Below are 15,658 nucleotides of genomic sequence, written 5' to 3'. Positions count from 1 at the left end.
TTTCGTATATTACTCTAGCTAGTGATATATAGGAGAAACAAAAAAGAGAAGGAGTTTATGATGAAAAAGAGCTTAAAAATAATACTGACCTTAGTATTAGTTTTAGCTAGTGTCTTTGGTTTGTCCAAAATTCGGTCGGCCCATGCTGATGGCTCAACAGGAAAGATCCAAATTACAAGTAAAACGATCACACCTGCTAAGTCACCCGTGGACCAGTACACGGACATTAAGGTTGATCTAACTTTCAATGTTCCGAACGGGGTTAAATCTGGGGATCAGGCGGTTATTACCCTCCCTCAGAATCTAAAATTTATCTCGGATCAAACATTTGATGTCATGAGTCCGGATGGTCAATCAGTGGTTGCAAAAGCAGTCATTAATGCTGCAAATAAAACCATCACCTTGACCTATGAAAATTATGTGGAAAAGAAATCAAATATTTCAGGAAGCATGTTCTTTGCAGTTCGGGTAGAGCCTGCAACTGCATCTCCAAGCAAGGTGCCAATCACCTTGAATGTGGATAACAATCCTGTCCCTGTAGGAAAAGTTGACTTTGTAGTTGACCCCGGGAATGCTGAAAAGACCTTGGACAAGGTTAGCTGGGGGACAGAAACCTTAGCAGATGGTAGCATCACACGTCAATATGAAGTACGTGTCAATGCAGCGAAAGAGCCGTTAACAGAAGCAGTTGTGACTGACCAATTGCAAACAGAAGGAATGAGCTATGTAGAAGATTCCTTTGTGATTAAAAAAGGGAATTGGGCCGTTAACAGTTCGCATAAATTAGAATTGAAAAACGGGCAAGTTGTCTCTTTACCAGTTGAGTTTGGAGCAGATAAGAAGAGTTTCAAAGTCAGCTTGGGAAATGTAGCCCAAGGTGAAGGTTACTCGATTGTCTATAAGGTGAAGATTCCTTATACCCCTGCAAATGGGGAAAAGTTCCTCAACAATGTAACCTTGAATGCAAAAAAAGTTGTTGAAACTAAGAGCAACCCATTCGTTTATCAAACTGCTGGTGGGGAAGCCCAAGGATATACCTTCTCCATCAACCTCAAGAAAGTTGATAGCCAGGATGAAAACACTGCTTTAGCAGGTGCTGAATTTAACGTGATCCGTGTTGCAACAGGTGCCGTTGTCGGTAAGTTGACAACCAATGCAAAGGGAGAAGCAAGTATTGGTGGTTTGTTGAACACAGCTTACCAATTAGTTGAAACAAAAGCTCCAGAAGGATATGAATTGGATGCCACTCCAATTGATGTCAAAGCAGAAGATTTTGGAACAACAAAAACAGCCCTTAAAACAGTTACAAACAAGAAAACTGTCAAAGAACCGACACCAACCAGTGCGGTCATCGAATTAGACAAGACCCTTACAGGTCGTGACTTGGTAGACGGTGAGTTTAGCTTTGAATTGTACGAAGGTACTAACAAACTTCAAACTGTTACTAACAAATCTGGCAAAGTAACCTTTGAATCTATTTCTTACACAGCAGAAGGTGAACACACTTACACTGTAAAAGAAGTCAAAGGTAATAATGCCACTATTGCTTACGATGCTTCTGAAAAACAAGTGACTGTTAAAGTTACTCGTGATGGAGATGCCTTGAAGGCAGAAGTCGTCTATCCAGAAAACAAAACATTTACTAACGCCTTCACACCAAACGCAACGACTGCAACAATTGAGTTGTCTAAAGAGTTGACAGGTCGTGACTTGGTAGACGGTGAGTTTAGTTTTGAATTGTACGAAGGTACTAACAAACTTCAAACTGTTACCAACAAATCTGGCAAAGTAACCTTTGATGCTATCTCTTACACAGAAGAAGGTGAACACACTTACACTGTGAAGGAAGTCAAGGGGAACGTACCAGGTATCACATACGATACAGCCGAAAAACAAGTAACCGTTCAGGTAACTAAAGATGGAGACAACCTAAAAGCAACAGTTGTCTATCCAGAAAGCAAGGTCTTTGCAAATACTTACTCAGCTCCAAGTCCAGCAAAAGCTCAGATTTCAGCTAGCAAGATTTTAGAAGGTCGTGACCTAAAAGATGGCGAATTCAGTTTTAACTTGTTGGATGAAGCTGGAGAAGTTCTTCAAACAAAACAAAATGCAGCAGATGGTTCTGTAGCATTTGACGAAATTTCTTATTCACAAGAAGATGCAGGAAAAACTTTCCACTACACGATTAAGGAAGTAATCCCTCAATCTCAAGAAAAAGGAATGACCTACGATCAAGCGAGCATCGAAGTGACAGTAACTGTTACGAAAGATGATGCAAGCAATACCATCAAGGCTACAGTGGCGTATGGTGCGAAGACATCCTTCACCAATACCTTTGTCACAAGTGAAATCCCACCAACTCCACCAGTCGTTGAAAAACCAGAAGCTAAGCTTTATACGATTCAGCTTCACAAGGTCAATGGTGAAGGTCGAGCTTTAGCGGGAGCTGTCTTTGGACTCTTTGAAGCGGATGGTAGCACTCCAGTTGCCAACCCATATGGCGAAGGTCAAGCGACAGCGACATCCGATGCTAATGGTCTTGTAAGCTTTGTAGGCTTTGAGGCTAAGGATTATGTAGTGAAAGAATTGACAGCACCAGAAGGTTACCAACTTTCAACAGTTTCAATCGCTGTCTCTGCAACAGAATTGAGCGCTGCGTCAGATTTGGTAGTGGATAAAGGAAATGTGGTGAACCAACCGTTTACTGAAATCCCACCAACTCCGCCAGTTGTTGAGAAACCAGAATTGACTCTCTACAGCATTCAATTGCACAAAGTTAACAATGAAGGCAAAGCCTTGGCAGGAGCAATCTTTGGACTCTTTGAAGCAGATGGTGTGACACCAGTAGCTAATCCATATGGTGAAGGTCAAGCGACAGCGACATCAGATGCCAATGGTCTCGTTACCTTTACAGGGCTTGAAGCCAAGGATTATGTAGTGAAAGAAATCACTGCTCCAGCAGGATACCAACTTTCTGAAGAAGCGATTACTGTTTCATCTAGTCAATTGATTGCCTCAACCAATCAAGTACTTGATCAAGGTAAAGTTGTCAATAAACCATTCACTTCTATTCCACCAACTCCACCGGTAGTTGAGAAACCAGAATTGAAGCTTTACACCATTCAGCTTCACAAGGTAAATCCATTCTACCAAGATCTAGCAGGAGCAGTCTTCGGACTCTTTGAGGCAGATGGTGTGACACCAGTTGCCAATCCATATGGCGAAGGTCAAGCGACAGCAACATCTGATGCCAATGGTCTTGTAAGATTTGTAGGCTTTGAGGCTAAGGATTATGTGGTGAAAGAATTGACTGCTCCAGCAGGATACCAACTTTCAACTGATTCAATCACTGTTTCTGCGGCGGAATTAACTGCTGCGACAGATTTGGTAGTAGATAAAGGGAATGTTGTCAATCAACTGACTCCTCCAAAAGGGAAAACCCCGCCACCTTCTACTGACAAACCAAGAAAAGAAATTCCATCAAATCCTCCAAAAGGGAAAACCCCACCACCTTCTACTGACAAACCAGAAAAAGAAATTCCATCAAATCCTCCAAAAGAAGATAAAAAAGAAGTTCTTCCTTCTACTGGTCAATCAATGAGTGAAGGACTAGTGGCTACAGGACTCGCATTGGCGGTTGCTGGAAGTGCCTTGATTTACAAAAAACGTGAGAATTAATCTCTAAAACAGGTTTTGTTCTAGCCTTGCTAGACAAGCCTGTTTTTTTGCTTTAGGTGATAAAAAATATCTATCAGGCCCTTAAAAAATACATATTAGACGCTCTTGAAGTGAGATGATAAAATAGGGAATAGAAATATCAAAGGAGGGAAGGCCATGTGTAGAACGATTGTTGGAGTATCTGCCAATCTATGTGCAGTGGATCCAGATGGGAAAAATATCCATTCGTCTGTATCTTGTAAGTTTGCGGAAACCATTAAGCAAGTAGGTGGCCTTCCTATGGTTATCCCAGTGGGAGACCCCTCTTTTGCCAAAGATTATATCGAGACAGTGGACAAGCTTATCCTTAGTGGGGGGCAAAATGTCCATCCTAGCTTTTATGGAGAAGAGATCGCCATCGAGAGTGATGACTACAATCTCGAGCGCGATCAGTTTGAGTTGGCCTTACTAAAAGAAGCGGTCCGTCAAAACAAGCCGGTCCTAGCCATCTGCCGAGGAGTTCAGCTCGTCAATGTTGCCTTCGGTGGGACTCTCCATCAAGAAGTAGAAGGACACTGGCAAGGACTTCCTTTTGGCACTTCTCATTCCATTGAGACCAAAAAAGGCAGTGTGGTGGAGCGTCTCTTTGGACAAGCTAGCCAGATCAATTCTGTTCATCGCCAAAGCATCAAGGACTTGGCGCCTAACTTTCGAGTGACAGCCATTGACCCACGCGATCAGACCATTGAAGCCATCGAAGCAGTGGATGGTCATCGTATCATTGGCTTGCAGTGGCATCCAGAGTTTCTTGTTAAAGAAGAAAAAGGCAATCTCGAACTCTTCCGCTATCTGTTACAAGAATTGTAAAGTCTTTAGGATTTTTTAAGGAGAAAGAGGTAAACTAGTCTCATCAACAAAGACCTCCTAACTTTGTTTGATACAGTTTACTTTTTTCATATAATCTCCTGCAAAAGTCTCCTCGGTTGAGGGGGCTTTTGTGTGTTTGTCAGAAAAAATACGAATAGTAGTATAGGGGAGACGCTAGGGAAAAGTGATGGTATAATAGAAGAGATGGAAACAATTTAGAATGAAAGAGGAATCATCATGACAAAAATTCGTGGATTTGAACTTGTATCAAGCTATACCAATCTGGACTTACTGCCAAAACGGGAGACAGCACACGCAGCTGGTTACGACTTAAAGGTGGCCGAGCGCACGGTCATTGCACCAGGGGAAATCGTCCTCGTGCCAACTGGGGTCAAGGCCTATATGCAACCGACTGAGGTGCTCTATCTCTATGACCGTTCCTCTAACCCTCGCAAAAAAGGCCTGGTCTTGATCAATTCTGTGGGGGTCATTGATGGAGACTACTACGGCAATCCAGGGAATGAAGGCCATATCTTTGCTCAGATGAAAAACATTACGGACCAAGAAGTGATTCTCGAAGTTGGGGAACGTGTGGTTCAGGCTGTCTTTGCTCCTTTCTTGATTGCTGATGGGGATGAAGCAGACGGCGTGCGGACCGGTGGATTTGGGTCAACAGGGAAATAGAGGAATAAAATGGCAGACTATTTATTAGTTGTAGACATGCAGTCAGATTATGTTGCTGTAGGAAAAGCATATCATGAAGAACTGACTGCAGCTGTAAATGACAAAATTGCTACCTATCCTAGCGACCGAGTTATCTATATTCTCAATCGTTTTTTCTGGGAGAGAAAAGATAGAAAGAAGAAATTTGCGACCGGCTTGCTGGTTGTATCTTCTCGTATTTTTGAGAAGCGTCGGGCTTCTTGCTTTACTAATCCAGATTTAAAAGATTTTTTAGAGGGAAACGGTGCTAAAAGCATAGAGTTTATAGGGGTAGATGGCAATGGATGTGTCAAGGCTTCCATTTTGGCAGCTGTTAAGGAGAATTATCAGGTTTCTGTCGATTTGTCTGCTGTCGGAGTTGCCAACCAGAAGAAATTCTCTAAAACACTGAAGCAGTGGCAAGATTGCGGAATCAAGATTGGATAGTTTTATGGGGATCTTAATATGAAGATTATCTTTGTCCGTCACGGGGAGCCAGATTATCGTGTGTTAGAGGAGCGTGCTTATTCCGGATTTGGAATGGATTTAGCTCCCTTATCTGAGAAGGGAAGGAAACAGGCTCAGGACCTTTGCCAAAACCCCTTGTTCCAATCAGCTGATCTGCTAGTAGCTTCAGCAGTAACGCGAGCTTTAGAAACAGCTTCTTATCTGGCTTGTGCTACTGGACTTCCTTTGAGAGTAGAACCCTTATTGCACGAATGGCAGGTATACGAAAGTGGTATAGAGAATTTTGAAACAGCTCGGACTCTGTTTCTAGAAAATAATGGGAAGCTCCTTCCGGATAGCCCAATTCAATATGAAACTGCTGAGGATATGAGAGCTCGCTTTATTGAAAGTTTGGCCAAGTACCGAGACTATCAAAAGCTTGTAGTGGTTACCCATCGCATGCTCATGCGTCAATTTGTACCGAATGAAACCATTGATTTTTGCCAAGTGATTGAGTGTGAGATAGAGATTTAGAAAGAGGTTTATCATCGCAAAGAAAAAAACGACATTTATTTGTCAAAATTGTGCCTACAATTCACCCAAATATCTAGGGCGCTGTCCTAACTGTGGTTCTTGGTCTTCTTTTGTCGAGGAAGTCGAGGTCGCAGAGGTCAAGAATGCACGGGTATCCTTGACGGGTGAAAAGACCAAACCCATGAAATTGGCGGACGTGACCTCTATCAATGTTCACCGGACCAAGACGGAGATGGAGGAATTCAACCGCGTCCTTGGGGGCGGTGTGGTCCCAGGAAGTCTCGTTCTCATCGGGGGAGATCCAGGGATTGGGAAATCGACCCTCCTCCTCCAAGTGTCGACCCAACTATCTCAAGTGGGAACGGTCCTCTACGTTAGTGGCGAGGAGTCGGCTCAGCAGATCAAGTTACGGGCAGAGCGCTTGGGGGATATCGACAGTGAGTTTTATCTCTATGCCGAGACCAATATGCAGAGTGTTCGAGCAGAAGTGGAGCGCATCCAGCCTAACTTCCTCATCATCGACTCGATCCAGACCATTATGTCTCCTGAGATTTCAGGGGTGCAGGGGTCTGTTTCTCAGGTGCGTGAGGTGACAGCTGAACTTATGCAGCTGGCTAAGACTAATAACATTGCCATCTTTATCGTAGGGCATGTGACCAAGGAAGGGACCTTGGCGGGCCCTCGGATGTTGGAGCACATGGTGGATACGGTGCTCTACTTTGAGGGCGAGCGCCACCATACCTTCCGGATCTTGAGAGCGGTCAAAAACCGCTTTGGCTCCACCAATGAGATCGGGATCTTTGAGATGCAATCAGGTGGACTGGTTGAGGTCCTCAATCCCAGTCAGGTCTTTCTGGAAGAACGCCTGGATGGGGCGACTGGCTCTGCCATTGTCGTCACCATGGAAGGCAGCAGACCAATCTTGGCGGAAGTTCAGGCCTTGGTGACACCGACTGTATTTGGAAATGCCAAGCGGACGACAACGGGTCTTGACTTTAATCGGGTCAGCCTCATTATGGCTGTGTTAGAGAAACGTTGCGGACTTCTTCTTCAAAATCAAGATGCCTATCTCAAGTCGGCAGGTGGTGTCAAACTGGACGAACCGGCCATTGACCTATCTGTAGCGGTAGCCATTGCTTCCAGCTACAAGGAGCTTCCAACCAATCCGCAAGAGGCCTTTATCGGTGAGATTGGCTTGACCGGAGAGATTCGCCGAGTGACTCGGATCGAGCAACGGATCAACGAAGCGGCGAAACTTGGCTTCACTAAGATTTATGCACCAAAAAATTCTCTCCAAGGGATCGCGATCCCAGATGGCATCAAAGTGATAGCAGTCTCCACGGTAGGGGAAGTTTTGAAAAAAGTCTTTTCTTAATCAGGTCTTGGAATCGTTTGCAAAAAAGTTTTTCCTGTGCTATACTTTTTCTATACTTACTAAACATAGGGGGTTACTTATTTTGCAATTTTTTACAGATAACAATGTGCAGTTCCCTTTGGTCGAGCTGTCTCTCAATCAAGGTGAAACTGTCTATATTCAACGGGGGAGTATGGTCTACCATACGCCTAATGTGACCCTCAACACCAAATTAAATGCAAGTGGCTCTGGTGTGGGACGCTTTGTGAAAGCAGTTGGACGGTCAATGGTTTCGGGTGAAAGCACCTTTATTACTCAGGTATTTGCCCAGTCTAATAATGCTTACCTAGCATTGGCACCCGACTCACCAGGTCAGGTGGTGCCTCTCTACTTGGGTGAAAAGCAGTATCGCTTGAACGACGGTGCCTTCCTTGCACTGGATGGTTCAGCTTTCTATACAATGGAAACCCAATCGATTGGTAAGGCTCTCTTTGGTGGTCAGGGTGGATTCTTCGTCATGACGACCCAAGGGCAAGGGACCCTCTTGGTGAATGCATACGGCTCAATTAAAAAAATTGAGCTAAACAATCAAGAAATCACCATTGATAATGCCCATGTCGTTGCTTGGAGCCAGTCTTTGGATTATAATATCCATTTGGAAAATGGTTTCTGGCAATCCATCGGAACAGGTGAGGGTGTTGTCAATACCTTTAGAGGGACTGGTGAGGTCTATGTTCAAAGTCTCAATCTTCAAACCTTTGCTGGCTTGCTGAATCGTTATTTACCAAGACGATCTTAATGCATAAAAGAGGCTGGGACAAAAGTCCTAGCCTCTCAATTGTATTTGGATTATCGAGCAAGACGCAGTGGTTGAGTGGGCTCTACTACGCTGATTTCATCAGCTTTTACAGCCCTACTCAACTGTGCGGAGGTGGGACGACGAAATCGAATTCTAACGAATTACCGATTTCTGTCCCACTCTCTTTTTCATGTAGGCTGACAACTGACAATCTGGAAAAAAGATGGTAAGATAGAGTGTAAATAATTTGGTGTTCAAACTATTTTACCAACCAGAAAGGAAGTTCCTAATGTCCTATTTTGAGAATTTTTTAAAAGCCAATCAAGCCTATGTTGAATTGCATGGAGACCTCCATCTTCCGATCAAACCAAAAACGCAAGTGGCCATTGTAACCTGTATGGACTCTCGTCTTCACGTGGCACCAGCACTGGGGCTTGCTCTGGGGGATGCCCATATTTTGCGGAATGCAGGAGGGCGCGTGACAGAGGACATGATTCGTTCCTTAGTTATCTCACAGCAACAGATGGGGACTCGAGAAATCGTCGTCTTGCACCACACAGACTGTGGAGCGCAAACCTTTGAGAATGAAGGCTTCCGTCAGCATCTGAAGAAGGAACTGGGAGTTGATGTTGGAGACCAAGACTTCCTACCCTTTCAAGATATCTACGAGAGCGTCCGGGAGGATGTCGCTCTCTTAAAAGCATCGCCGCTGATTCCAGACGATGTCATTATCTCAGGAGCTGTCTATGATGTCGATACAGGATTGATCACTGAGGTGATAGATTAAACTTTTTCCGTTCGTCTTGGGAGGGACGATGGGAGAGTAATTATGTTTATAAAAGGAAAATAATTTAGGAGAAAGTAAAATGGTATCGTTATCGAAACCTATATTACGATTATTAGATAAGCACCCTAAAAAAGCAATCTATTTTTTGAGTGCTTTTTTACCTATGCTAATCATGCTTATCGTATGGGCGATAATTGGTTTATACCCATTTGGTAGCAGAAGCTTGATGTCTGTTGATTTTGGACAACAGTATGTTAGTTTTTTTGGATTATTGAAGAATTCAGTCTTATCGGGAGATTTCTCTAACCTGAGCTATTCGTTTACCCAGTCACTCGGGGGACCAATGGCAGGATTGGTTGGATATTATTTGCTGAGCCCTTTTAATCTGATTTTTATTATTACCCCATTTCAATTTTATGGGTTCGCCGTATTCCTCATTATTTGGCTGAGGTACGGAGCAATAGGTTTAGCATTTGCTTTTCTATTGATTAAGAGATACAAGGGATTGAGCTCGAAGAAGTATCTTGTCCCTTTGCTATCCACAGCATATGCTTTATCTGGAATGCTTGTTGCCTATCAGATGAATGTAATATTCTATGATGCCATGATTATGCTTCCGATAGTCATCGCTTATCTGGAAGAGTTGTTGGATGGCGGGAGCATCTTTAAATATTCTCTTACCTTAGGGATGATGCTTTTCTTCCAATTTTACATGGGTTACATGGTATCTATTTTTATAGTTTTATATGCTTGTTTTTATGTATCCTCCAAATTAGGTGATGAAGGAACATTAAAGTTAAAATTAAGTAACTTTTTTAAGCCGTTATTGAGAGCTTTTGGAGCCTCAGTGGTTGGAGGTGGTTTAGCTTCTGTAATCTTGTTACCTGTTTTATCAAGCCTTCTCGAGAGCAGAGGTGGTTACAACCCAGGAATGACTTTCTCGTTAGACTTAATGATTAAGCCACTGGATATTTTATCTAAGTTAACAATTGGTGGTTTTGATTCAGGAGCCTGGGTAATGGGGCCAAGCCTACCGAATATCTATATAGGAGCCTTTGGATTTGTCGGATTTATTTTGTATTTTTCATGTAAAAAAATATGTAGCATAAAGAAATGGTCTGCGGGTGTCGTTACTTGTATTTTCTTTATCTCATTTGTTAATGAATTTGTAAATAAAATTTGGCATATGGGCCAAATGCCATTAGGATTCTTTTATCGTTTTTCCTGGTTGTTCTCATTTTTCATGTTAGTATTGGCATTCCAAGCACTAAAAAAAGGAATTGAGGTTTCAACAAAAGGAAAAGTAATTTCACTTATCCTTTTGTTGCTTGCATGCTCCTATTTGTCCAATACAACATTCGCTTATATAAAACAACTGCAACCGGAGACTTTCACACTGATTATTTCTGGTCACTTACAGTTAATTGTATTGTTTACAATCATCAATACTTGTATCATATTGTATTTATACTGGAAGTTGTCGAAAGAAAATAAAGAAAAGAAGACAACAAGAGTTATTTTAACTGCTGTTTTACTTCTGATTTCAACAATCTTGGCTGTGAAAGGTTTTCTATTTTCACAGATCTATTTGACCTTTTTCACATATGTCTTTGTAATTTTTTCCATTAAGCCTAAAATGTCTAAGCTAGCAGTTGTCTTGCTTTACGGGATGACATTTTTTGAGCTAGGTTATAATGCCTATCTTTCCCAAGTTGGTTTTTACTATAACGATGTTGATCAGTTTGTAGATGCAACTACTTCAGTGAAGCGAGTAGTGGATCATGTAAAAAAACATGCTGATAGAAAATTTTATCGTATGGCCTCTACCTTTGCCTATTCTAGGACAAGTCCTTCGCTTTTAACGTATCCTGGCTTGGAGAACTTTAGTTCAACTCAGGAAAAATCAACAATTGATCATTTTTCATATATGGGAAATATAGGGGGATATTTCTCTACAATTTATGCAAATGGGACTCCATTAACAGATGCATTGTATGGCGTTCGATATTATATGGATTTCAAAGATGACACAGATAAGCAGAAGGAACCTCAACCTGGGGGAATAAATTTTACTCGGTATACGAATCGTTATGATATGGAACGATATTTTACTGAAAAGGTTTATGAAGATGAACGGTACATCGTTCGTAAAAATCCAAATTCATTTTCTATCGCATATGGAACAAATAATCTTGTGAGTGACTTAAAATTCAACAGCAATGATGCTGTAAATAACCAAAATAGAATTTTAAATGCGATGCAGGGCGTTGAAGTTGGAAGTGCTGGTTATGTTGATTATTTTACGCCTTTGGGTTTTAACGATATTGAGGTGGAAAATGTAGAAGTTGTCAAAGAAAATAAGGACAGCGGAGAATACATCTATAGAAGAAAAGATAATTCGAAAGAGGGAGTGATTCGTTATAAGTTCACGCCTCAGAGTGATAATACATATTATTTGTTTTCGCCACAGACACTAACTGGTAGAAACGGCTACACAGTATCAGTAAACGGTGATTTGTTAAGTAATTTAATTGTTTTCTCTCAAAGACAAATATGGCAGATTACAGATCGAACGCCACAAAAGGAGTCAGTTATTGAATTCCGATTCCAGTTTGATGACATTGATTTATCTCATTTAGTATTATATAGAGCTGATGTTGAAAAAATTAAGGAAGTGCTAGATGCGAGAAAAAATCAAGAGTTGAATGTAGAGCAGTTCAACAACACACATATAGTTGGTAAGGTGAATATTACAGACGAGAGCACCGTTATGATGACTTCGATTCCATACAATGAAGGTTGGAAAATCAAGGTTGATGGTAAGCAAGTCGAAACGAAGAAATCGTGGGATAGTTTTTTATCTTTTCCAATTTCACGAGGAAAACATAAAGTAGAGCTTTTCTTTAAGCAAAAATGGTCTACCCTTGGTCTAGTTCTTTCTGTGTTAAGCTTAATTGTCTTATTTATTGTTTGGAAGAAAGAGAATCGATCAGAAAGTCGACCTCTTGCTTCATAACCAAATAGGAATTCAGTCTTTGCGATGCAAGGACTGAATTTTTGTTCTCAAAGCATAAACGGGACCTATGAAAAACTAGGATAAGCTTGTGAAAATTTAATGAAAAAGATGAAGATCAAGATGGTTTTCGTTTTGAATTGAAAGGCTGTTGATGGGCTTTATTTCAGTATTTGAGAGGCTTTGACTCTCCTGTAAAATCGGATTGACAAAAAACTGAACAATTAGTGAAAAATAATTAAAAAATCTTGCATTTATAAACAGATATGTTACAATAATAATCAAATAATTTATAAAGGAGCATAATATGCAGACCACAAAAGCACGCGTGAAGCGAGTTTTAGCATTTATGAGTCTTTTAGTTTTATCCTTGACAGTTTTTACGACAGTCTTTGCGACTGAAGTAACCAGTTATACGATAAAAACTGAAATTAAGGTTGATAACCAACCGTTAACTGCCGACACGAAGATCACTACTGGTCAATCGATGGAGGCGACCAACGAGATTAGTTTCCCTGACTCACAGCAGATCAATGCTGGTGACACATTGGTTCTAGATCTTCCAAAAGAGCTAGGCCTGGTGACCAAGCTTGAGTTTCCGATTGTACACGAAAATGGTGAAGTAATTGCCAATGCAGTGACCGATCCAAGTACGCAAAAGGTGACCATTACCTTTACAAACTATTTCACTGAGAATTACAAAGATAAGGTAATGACCTTGAAGTACAATGTCCGTCCAAATGCAGCAAACCTGCCAAAGACGGGGACTTACTACTTTACATTTGGTAGCACTAACTTCACATTGAACTACAACAAGGACGATGGTGAAGCTGGTGACTATGAAATGAAGTATGGTTACCAAGATCCACAAAATCCTAATCGGATTAAATGGCGCATTGTCTTGAATGCGGTTCAAGACAAGTTGAACAATATGGTCATCAAGGATGACTTCAGCGACAGTGGCCAAGTCCTAGTGGAAGGCTCTCTACGTGCTGTTCGGTATGCAACCCAGCCAGAGAAGATTCCAAATGAGGCAGCTCTTCTTAAGTTGGAACCGATTGATAACTTTACCAAAAAAGCCGAGTTTACCAGAAATGCTGATGGCGATATTACAGGATTCACGATTAATTTTGGGGATAACTGGAACTGGGCTATGTACATTGAGTACACAACAGAGTTGAAGTCAGCACTTCCTGAAGGAAGTAAAGTGGCCAATGTCCTAGAATGGTCAGCTAGCAATTTTGACAAGTCTCGCTCAATTAACGCCTTGACACGTTTGGAAAGTGCTTCAGGTAGCGGTAGTGGGGATCGAACAACTACAACCACGACGACTACTACAACTACTACAACAAGCACAACCACTACTGAGGAACCAACGACCACGTCAACGACGACTGAGGAGCCAACAACTACGTCAACCACATCGACTGAGGAGCCAACAACCACGTCAACTACGACAACTGAGGAGCCAACAACCACGTCGACTACGACGACTGAGGAACCAACAACTACGTCAACTACGACGACTGAGGAACCAACAACCACGTCAACCACGACGACTGAGGAGCCAACAACCACGTCGACTACGACGACTGAGGAGCCATCAACCACGTCGACTACGACGACAACCACTACGACAACTACGACTGGTGGAGGACGTCCAACAACCACTACGACAACAACAACTCCAGGTGGTCCAACTACTGGTGAAACTACTGAACCAACACCGGGAGGTGGTACTGGTGGAGGTCGTAAGAAACTTCTTCCAAGTACTGGTGAAGTCGTAGCAACTGGTCTCGTTATTTCGGGAGTCATTGTACTCATCGGTGCGATTGTGTTAAAACGTAAAATTTCTAATAAATAAACAAAGAGTTTCCGTATGATGGAGAGAGCGAAAGCTCTCTCTTTTTTGGGAGAACGATAGATGGAGAAAAGGGATGAAATTATCAATACTCATTACACTACTCAATGAGGAATTAGTACTAGCTCAGACGCATGCAGCTATTTCGGCCCAGCTGGAAGACATGCTTGGGAAAGACCTTTCGGATTATGAAATCCTTTATATTGATGATGGGAGCAATGACAGGACCTTTGAGCTGATCGAAGGGATTGCCAAAGGCAATGATCGGGTCAAATATATTCGCTTTAGTCGAAACTTCGGCCGAGAGAGTGGTATCTTGGCTGGCTTTAAGTATGCGACGGGAGATGCTGTCATGGTCATGGATGGTGATTTGCAACATCCGCCCTATCTCATCCCGCTCTTTTTAGAGGCCTACAAGGAAGGCTACGATATCGTCAGTGGCCAGCGGACTCGTGACGGTGAGTCCTTTGTGGGGAGCACCTTTGCTCGTCTCTTTTACTTCCTATCTAACAAATCGATGGATGTCCATTTGACGGATGGGAAATCCGAGCTCAGACTTCTCAGTCGCAAGGCCATCAACGCCTTTGTCTCCATGCCAGAATACAATCGATTTAATAAAGGTTTGTATGAATGGATTGGTTTCAAGGAGAAAGTCATCCCTTATAAAAATGAACTTCGCAAGGCTGGAAAGAGTAAGTTTGGCTTCAAGAAATCCATGAACTATGCCATTCAAGGGATTATTTCCTTTAACGACCGCCCTCTTCGCGTTTGTATCCAGTTTGGCTTTATCTGTCTGGGCTTGGCTATTCTGTACTTGGCTTTTGAGTTGTTGAAGTATATCTTTGCTCCGGGGGATTATGTGAGTGGGTATTTCACTACCATTGCGGCCATTATTCTCTTTAGTGGAGTGCAGCTAATCTTTATCGGAATTCTTGGAGAATATATCGGGAAGATTTATTATGAAGTGAAGCGTCGCCCTCATTTCATTATTGAAGACACCAATATTGAGAAGGCGAAAGAAGATAGTATAGTATCGGATAAGGAAGATAGGAGATAGAAGAATGTTTGTCTGGACCAAGCCTTGGCAAGAACTTTGGAAGAGAAAACCCAAGGGCTTGCTGTATGCTTTTAGCGCCATGCTCCCAATGGCTATCATGCTGGTCGTTTGGGCTTTTATGGGGACTTTTCCATTTGGAGACAAAAGCTTGATGGCTGTTGACTTTGGTCAACAATACATCAGCTTCTTTGGCTTGTTGAAAAATGCCGTGCTCTCCGGAGATTTATCTAGTTTGAGCTATTCCTTTACCAAGTCTCTGGGGGGAGATATGATAGGGGTGCTCGGCTACTATTTGATGAGTCCTTTTAATATCATCTATATTTTGACACCCCTCAAGAACTTTGGGTTTGCGGTCTTCTTGACCATTTGGCTTCGTTATGGGGCTATCGGGATGGCCTTTGCCTTCCTCTTGATCAAGCGGTATAAGGGCTTGGAGTCTAGGAAATGGCTGGTGCCCCTCTTTGCGACGGCTTATGCCCTGTCAGGGATGCTAGTGTCCTATCAGATGAATGTCATTTTCTATGATGCCATGATCATGCTTCCCATCGTCATCGTCTACCTAGAAGAACTATTGGATGGA

The 15,658-nt window shown here is 42.2% G+C and carries 12 protein-coding genes; all 12 read left to right on the top strand.

What is annotated here, in order from left to right; translation table 11 throughout:
- Positions 1-60: 60 nt before the first annotated feature.
- Positions 61-3,678 carry a SpaA isopeptide-forming pilin-related protein gene (locus ACLOR3_RS02365; RefSeq protein WP_411400131.1) on the top strand — a complete coding sequence of 1,206 codons (3,618 nt, stop codon included), beginning with the start codon at positions 61-63 and terminating at the stop codon, positions 3,676-3,678.
- Positions 3,679-3,834: 156 nt separating this feature from the next.
- Positions 3,835-4,524, top strand: coding sequence for a gamma-glutamyl-gamma-aminobutyrate hydrolase family protein (locus ACLOR3_RS02360; RefSeq protein ID WP_048716619.1), 690 nt, complete (start codon positions 3,835-3,837; stop codon positions 4,522-4,524).
- Between the two features lie 237 nt (positions 4,525-4,761).
- Entirely contained in the window at positions 4,762-5,208 is a 447-nt protein-coding gene (locus tag ACLOR3_RS02355; RefSeq protein WP_411400130.1) for a dUTP diphosphatase, read from the top strand.
- Positions 5,209-5,217: 9 nt separating this feature from the next.
- Positions 5,218-5,673, top strand: a complete 456-nt coding sequence (locus tag ACLOR3_RS02350) for an isochorismatase family protein (RefSeq protein ID WP_048716617.1) — start codon at positions 5,218-5,220, stop codon at positions 5,671-5,673.
- Positions 5,674-5,691: 18 nt separating this feature from the next.
- Positions 5,692-6,207 (top strand): histidine phosphatase family protein, encoded by a 516-nt coding sequence (locus ACLOR3_RS02345; RefSeq protein WP_411400129.1) that lies wholly within the window; start codon positions 5,692-5,694, stop codon positions 6,205-6,207.
- Between the two features lie 13 nt (positions 6,208-6,220).
- A complete protein-coding gene (gene radA, locus ACLOR3_RS02340; RefSeq protein ID WP_082160983.1) occupies positions 6,221-7,582 on the top strand; it encodes a DNA repair protein RadA in 1,362 nt (453 codons plus the stop codon).
- A gap of 82 nt (positions 7,583-7,664) precedes the next feature.
- Positions 7,665-8,360 (top strand): TIGR00266 family protein, encoded by a 696-nt coding sequence (locus ACLOR3_RS02335; RefSeq protein ID WP_023027329.1) that lies wholly within the window; start codon positions 7,665-7,667, stop codon positions 8,358-8,360.
- 289 nt (positions 8,361-8,649) lie between these two features.
- Positions 8,650-9,147, top strand: a complete 498-nt coding sequence (locus tag ACLOR3_RS02330; protein WP_023027328.1) for a beta-class carbonic anhydrase — start codon at positions 8,650-8,652, stop codon at positions 9,145-9,147.
- A gap of 79 nt (positions 9,148-9,226) precedes the next feature.
- Entirely contained in the window at positions 9,227-12,163 is a 2,937-nt protein-coding gene (gene pgfM1, locus ACLOR3_RS02325) for a glycosyltransferase PgfM1 (protein WP_411400128.1), read from the top strand.
- A gap of 304 nt (positions 12,164-12,467) precedes the next feature.
- The gene (locus ACLOR3_RS02320) at positions 12,468-14,024 is read left to right on the top strand and encodes an Ig-like domain-containing protein (RefSeq protein ID WP_411400127.1); all 1,557 of its coding nucleotides are present in this window, start codon (positions 12,468-12,470) and stop codon (positions 14,022-14,024) included.
- Positions 14,025-14,097: 73 nt separating this feature from the next.
- The gene (gene pgfS / locus ACLOR3_RS02315) at positions 14,098-15,078 is read left to right on the top strand and encodes a glycosyltransferase PgfS (protein ID WP_411400126.1); all 981 of its coding nucleotides are present in this window, start codon (positions 14,098-14,100) and stop codon (positions 15,076-15,078) included.
- 4 nt (positions 15,079-15,082) lie between these two features.
- On the top strand, positions 15,083-15,658 hold a 576-nt coding region (locus ACLOR3_RS02310), incomplete at its 3' end, for a YfhO family protein (protein WP_412036956.1).

This window comes from Streptococcus intestinihominis, assembly GCF_046824975.1.
GTDB lineage: Bacteria > Bacillota > Bacilli > Lactobacillales > Streptococcaceae > Streptococcus.
This window is presented reverse-complemented; position numbering and strand designations above follow the sequence as displayed.

Coding starts and splice junctions, on each gene's coding strand:
- ACLOR3_RS02330 (WP_023027328.1), top strand. CDS start 8,650: ATGTCCTATTTTGAGAATTTTTTAAAAGCCAATCAAGCCTATGTTGAA.
- ACLOR3_RS02365 (WP_411400131.1), top strand. CDS start 61: ATGAAAAAGAGCTTAAAAATAATACTGACCTTAGTATTAGTTTTAGCT.
- ACLOR3_RS02350 (WP_048716617.1), top strand. CDS start 5,218: ATGGCAGACTATTTATTAGTTGTAGACATGCAGTCAGATTATGTTGCT.
- ACLOR3_RS02355 (WP_411400130.1), top strand. CDS start 4,762: ATGACAAAAATTCGTGGATTTGAACTTGTATCAAGCTATACCAATCTG.
- pgfM1 (WP_411400128.1), top strand. CDS start 9,227: ATGGTATCGTTATCGAAACCTATATTACGATTATTAGATAAGCACCCT.
- ACLOR3_RS02345 (WP_411400129.1), top strand. CDS start 5,692: ATGAAGATTATCTTTGTCCGTCACGGGGAGCCAGATTATCGTGTGTTA.
- pgfS (WP_411400126.1), top strand. CDS start 14,098: ATGAAATTATCAATACTCATTACACTACTCAATGAGGAATTAGTACTA.
- ACLOR3_RS02320 (WP_411400127.1), top strand. CDS start 12,468: ATGCAGACCACAAAAGCACGCGTGAAGCGAGTTTTAGCATTTATGAGT.
- ACLOR3_RS02360 (WP_048716619.1), top strand. CDS start 3,835: ATGTGTAGAACGATTGTTGGAGTATCTGCCAATCTATGTGCAGTGGAT.